The organism is Gemmobacter sp., from assembly GCF_016792925.1.
Lineage (GTDB): Bacteria > Pseudomonadota > Alphaproteobacteria > Rhodobacterales > Rhodobacteraceae > Gemmobacter.
The window spans coordinates 1-4,012 of record NZ_JAEULU010000159.1 but is presented as its reverse complement, the minus strand read 5'-3'; the positions used below and the strand labels follow the sequence as shown (position 1 = coordinate 4,012).

Annotated in this window: 4 protein-coding genes; 1 reads left to right on the top strand and 3 read right to left on the bottom strand. The window is 68.9% G+C overall.

Annotation, left to right across the window (positions count from 1 at the left end):
• Both trpD and JNN06_RS07865 read right to left on the bottom strand, forming a co-directional pair.
• Positions 1–622 (bottom strand): anthranilate phosphoribosyltransferase (gene trpD, locus JNN06_RS07870; RefSeq protein WP_291239041.1); only part of this gene is annotated, 622 nt, incomplete at its 3' end.
• A complete protein-coding gene (locus JNN06_RS07865; protein WP_291239040.1) occupies positions 619–1,200 on the bottom strand; it encodes an aminodeoxychorismate/anthranilate synthase component II in 582 nt (193 codons plus the stop codon). The genes trpD and JNN06_RS07865, both read right to left, overlap by 4 nt.
• A gap of 110 nt (positions 1,201–1,310) precedes the next feature.
• On the opposite strand from JNN06_RS07865, the gene JNN06_RS07860 reads away from it, so the two are divergent.
• Complete coding sequence (locus JNN06_RS07860; protein WP_291239039.1) at positions 1,311–2,864, top strand: polysaccharide deacteylase family 2 protein; 1,554 nt, start codon at positions 1,311–1,313, stop codon at positions 2,862–2,864.
• Between the two features lie 43 nt (positions 2,865–2,907).
• On the opposite strand, the gene JNN06_RS07855 is transcribed toward JNN06_RS07860, so the two are convergent.
• Positions 2,908–4,012 (bottom strand): glutamate--cysteine ligase (locus JNN06_RS07855; protein ID WP_291239038.1); only part of this gene is annotated, 1,105 nt, incomplete at its 5' end.

Here is a 4,012-nt window from a genome sequence, read left to right as displayed (position 1 = left end):
GCGTTTCGGCCATGGGGCGCAAGAGGCTGGCCGTAAAGGTGCCGGTGAGCTGGCGCCTGGCCCCGGCGGGGTTGGTCAGCGGCCCGAGGATGTTGAAGATGGTGCGCGTGCCCAGCTCGGTGCGGACAGGGCCGACATGGCGCATGGCCGGGTGGTGCATCGGCGCCATCATGAAGCCGATCCCGGCTTCGGACAGGCAGCGTTCCACGATCTCTGGCCCGATCATGACATTGATGCCCATTTCGGTCAGCGCATCGGCGGCGCCGGACTTCGACGACAGGTTGCGGTTGCCATGTTTGGCGACCACAACACCCGCGCCCGCCACCACAAAGGCAGTGGCGGTGGAGATATTGAGCGTGCCCTTGCCATCGCCGCCGGTGCCCACGATGTCCATCGCGCCGGGAGGCGCGCTGACGGGGTGGCATTTGGCGCGCATGACGGCGGCGGCGGCGGCGTATTCCTCGACCGTTTCGCCCCTTGTGCGCAGCGCCATCAGGAAGCCGCCCATCTGGGCCGGGGTGGCCTCGCCCTCGAACAGGGCCTCGAAGGCGGTGCGGGCTTCTTCGGGGGACAGGGCGCGGGTGGCGGCGATGCCGATCAGGGGTTTCAGCCGCGCGCTCATGCCATGGCCTTTGCGCTGTCGAGGAAGTTTTTCAAGAGTTGGTGCCCATGTTCGGAGGCAATGCTTTCGGGGTGGAATTGCACCCCCTCGATGGGGAGGCTCTTGTGCCGGAGGCCCATGATGGTGCCGTCTTCCAGCCAGGCGGTGACCTCCAGGCACTCGGGCAGGGTGTCGCGCTCTACCACGAGGCTGTGATAGCGGGTGGCGAGGAAGGGCGAGGGCAAGCCGCGGAAAATGCCGGTATCGGCGTGGTGCATGGTGCCCATCTTGCCATGCACGATCTCGTGGCAGCGGATGACGCGGCCGCCGAAGGCTTCGCCGATGGTCTGGTGGCCGAGGCAGACGCCCAGCAGCGGGATGCGGGCCTCGGCAGCGGCATGGGTCAGGGGAATGCAGATGCCCGCCTGCGCCGGATCGCAGGGGCCGGGCGACAGCACGATCATCTCGGGGCGCAGGCTCATGGCCTGTTGCACATCCATCGCATCATTGCGGACCACCCGGATGTCGGCCCCCAGCTCGCCCAGATAATGCACAAGATTGTAGGTAAAGCTGTCGTAATTGTCGATCAGGAGGAGCATCGGGCCGGGCCTTGCGAGAAAGGGCATGTTTGGGGGTGAACCCCGCGCATCGTCGCGCTATACATGGGGCCAGCCGCGGGCGGAGGTCAAGCCTTGCCGCCCGGGGAGGCATGCAAAGTCAGGCGGGGCAACCGCCGGAAATGGTGGAGGCAGCGGTGCGTGGTGTCGTTTCTGGGTTGATCTGGGGCGGGGTGGTCTCGGTTTTCGGGCTGGGGGTCGTGTCGCAACTGGCGCCTTTGCCGGGCGCCGAGGTGGCGGCCAATGACATTGTGGCGCCCGAGGCGGTGCAAGAGGCCGAGCCGGTGAAGGCGCCCGAGCCGGTTTTGCCAGAGCCGGTTTTGCCAGAGCCGACCCTGTCTGAGCCGACCGTGTCTGAGGCGCAAGCCGAGACTGCGGGGGCGGAGGTGGAGGCGGCGGCGCCTGCAACGCCTGCTCCGGCAAAGCCTGCGGCGGAGGCGCCCTCTGCGGCGGGGCCGTCCTCCGAGGGAGCGGCTGCGCCGGTTGATCCTGCGGCGGCGCCCTTGCCGGGCGAGGTGCCTGCGCATTCGCCGCTGGCGCCCGAGGTGGTGGGCGAGCCGGAGGCGGCGGCGCCCCTGGAGCCGATGGCCCCGGCAGAGCCTTTGCTGGACGTGCCCGCAGAAGTGCCCGCCGAGGCGCCCGGGGCTGCGGCCCCCGGCGTGCCCGATCTTGCACTGGCCGAGCCTGCGGCGCCGACAGCCCCGGCAGATCTGGCGCCGGAGGTTGAGCTGCCCGCGCCTGCGACGCCCGAGGCGGCGGCGCCGGAACCCGTGATGCCAGAGCCGGTGACGCCCGAAGCCGTGACGCCCGAGCCGGTGGCGCCATTGGCCCCAGCCGCCAGCCTGCCGGAGGCGGTGGCGGGCGTGACCACCAACCGCCTGCCGCGCATCGAGGCGGCGCCGCAGGAGGGCTCGGCCCCGGCCAGCGCCACGGCGCCCGAGGCGGAGATGGCCGCGCAGCCTGCCGATACCCGCCCGGTGACGCGCTATGCGGCGCGGTTCGACAACGCAGCGGGCAAGCCGCTTTACGCGATCCTGCTGCTGGATGATGGCGCGGCGGGCCTTGATCGGGCGGCGCTGGCGGCGATGCCCTTGCCGCTGACCATCGTGCTGGACCCGACCACCCCGGAGGCGGGCAAGCTGGCGGCGGAGTATCGCAAGGCGGGCAAGGAGGTGGCGATGCTGGCCAGCTCGATCCCGAAAGGGGCGACGCCCAGCGATTTGCAGGTCTCGTTCGAGGCCCATGCCAAGGCGCTGCCCGAGGCGGTGGCGGTGGTGGACCTGCCGGTCGAGGGCTTTCAGAACAACCGCAAACTGGCGGCGGACCTGCTGCCGGTGATCAAGGATCAGGGCCGGGGGCTGGTGACCTTTGACAAGGGCTTGAACGCGGGGGATCAGGTGGCGCGGCGCGAGGGCGTTCCGGCGGCGCTGATCTTCCGCGAGCTGGATGCCGAGGGCGAGGCGGCGCCGCTGATCCGGCGCTATCTGGACCGCGCGGCCTTCAAGGCGGTGCAGGATGGCCGGGTGGCCGTGCTGGGCCGGGCGCGGCCCGAGACGATTGCGGCGCTGCTGGAATGGTCGGTGGAGGGGCGCGCCGGGTCGGTGGCGCTGGCGCCGCTGACGGCGGTTCTGTCCGTGCCGGAATAAGCACATCCGGAGGGTGCGTGTCGGGCACGCACCCTTGATCAGGTTACAGGCGCGCGGCGGTGTAAAGCGGCGCGAGGCTGCCTTTCCACGCGCCTTCATAGGCGGCGAGATAGCGATCGGCCTGGGTCTGGCCGCTCTCCAGTGTTTGCATCAGCGGCGCCAGATGCGCCTCTTCGCCCATGCCGCGCGCGGCGAGGCCCGCATGCGACAGGCCGACGGCGGCGCGGGCGAGGTCGATCAGCTTCACGCCATGCGATTCCCCTTGGAGGGCGGACACCGAGGCCGCAACGCGCAGCCCCTCGCGGGTGGCGGCGTCAAAGCCCTTGACCAGATCCCAGGCGGCATCCAGCGCGGTTTGATCATAGGTGAGGCCGACCCAGAAGGCGGGCAGCGCCACGATATGCGCCGCGTCGCCGACATCGGCGCCGCGCATCTCGATGAATTTCTTGGCGCGGGCCTCGGGGAACACGGTGGTCATATGGTCGGCCCAATCCGAAAGCGTGGGCTTTTCGCCGGGCAGCGCGGGCAGCTCGCCCTTCAGGAAATCGCGGAAACTTTGGCCAAGCGCGTTGATGTAATGGCCGTCGCGATAGACGAAATACATCGGCACATCGAGCGCGTAGTCGACATAACGCTCGTAACCCATGCCGGGCTCGAAGGCGAAAGGCAACATGCCGGAACGGTCGGGATCGGTGTCGAGCCAGACGGCGGAGCGGAAGCTCTTAAAGCCGTTGGGCTTTCCCTCCGTGAACGGAGAATTGGCGAAAAGCGCGGTAGCCACCGGCTGCAGCGCCAGCGAGACGCGCAGCTTCTTGACCATGTCGGCTTCCGAGGAGAAGTCGAGATTGACCTGCACCGTCGAGGTGCGGAACATCATGTCGCGGCCGTGCTTGCCCTTCTTGTCCATATAGGGCGCCATGATCTTGTAGCGGCCCTTGGGCATGACCGGCGTTTCGGCCCGGGTCCAGATGGGCGATGAACCAAGACCGAGGAATCCTATCCCCAGGGCGTCGCCGATCTCGCGCACCTGGGCCAGGTGATTATGCACCTCGTCACAGGTCTCATGCACGGTCGCCAAAGGCGCCCCCGACAATTCGAACTGACCGCCCGGCTCGAGCGAGATCGAGCCCAGGCCGGTCGGATCGGCA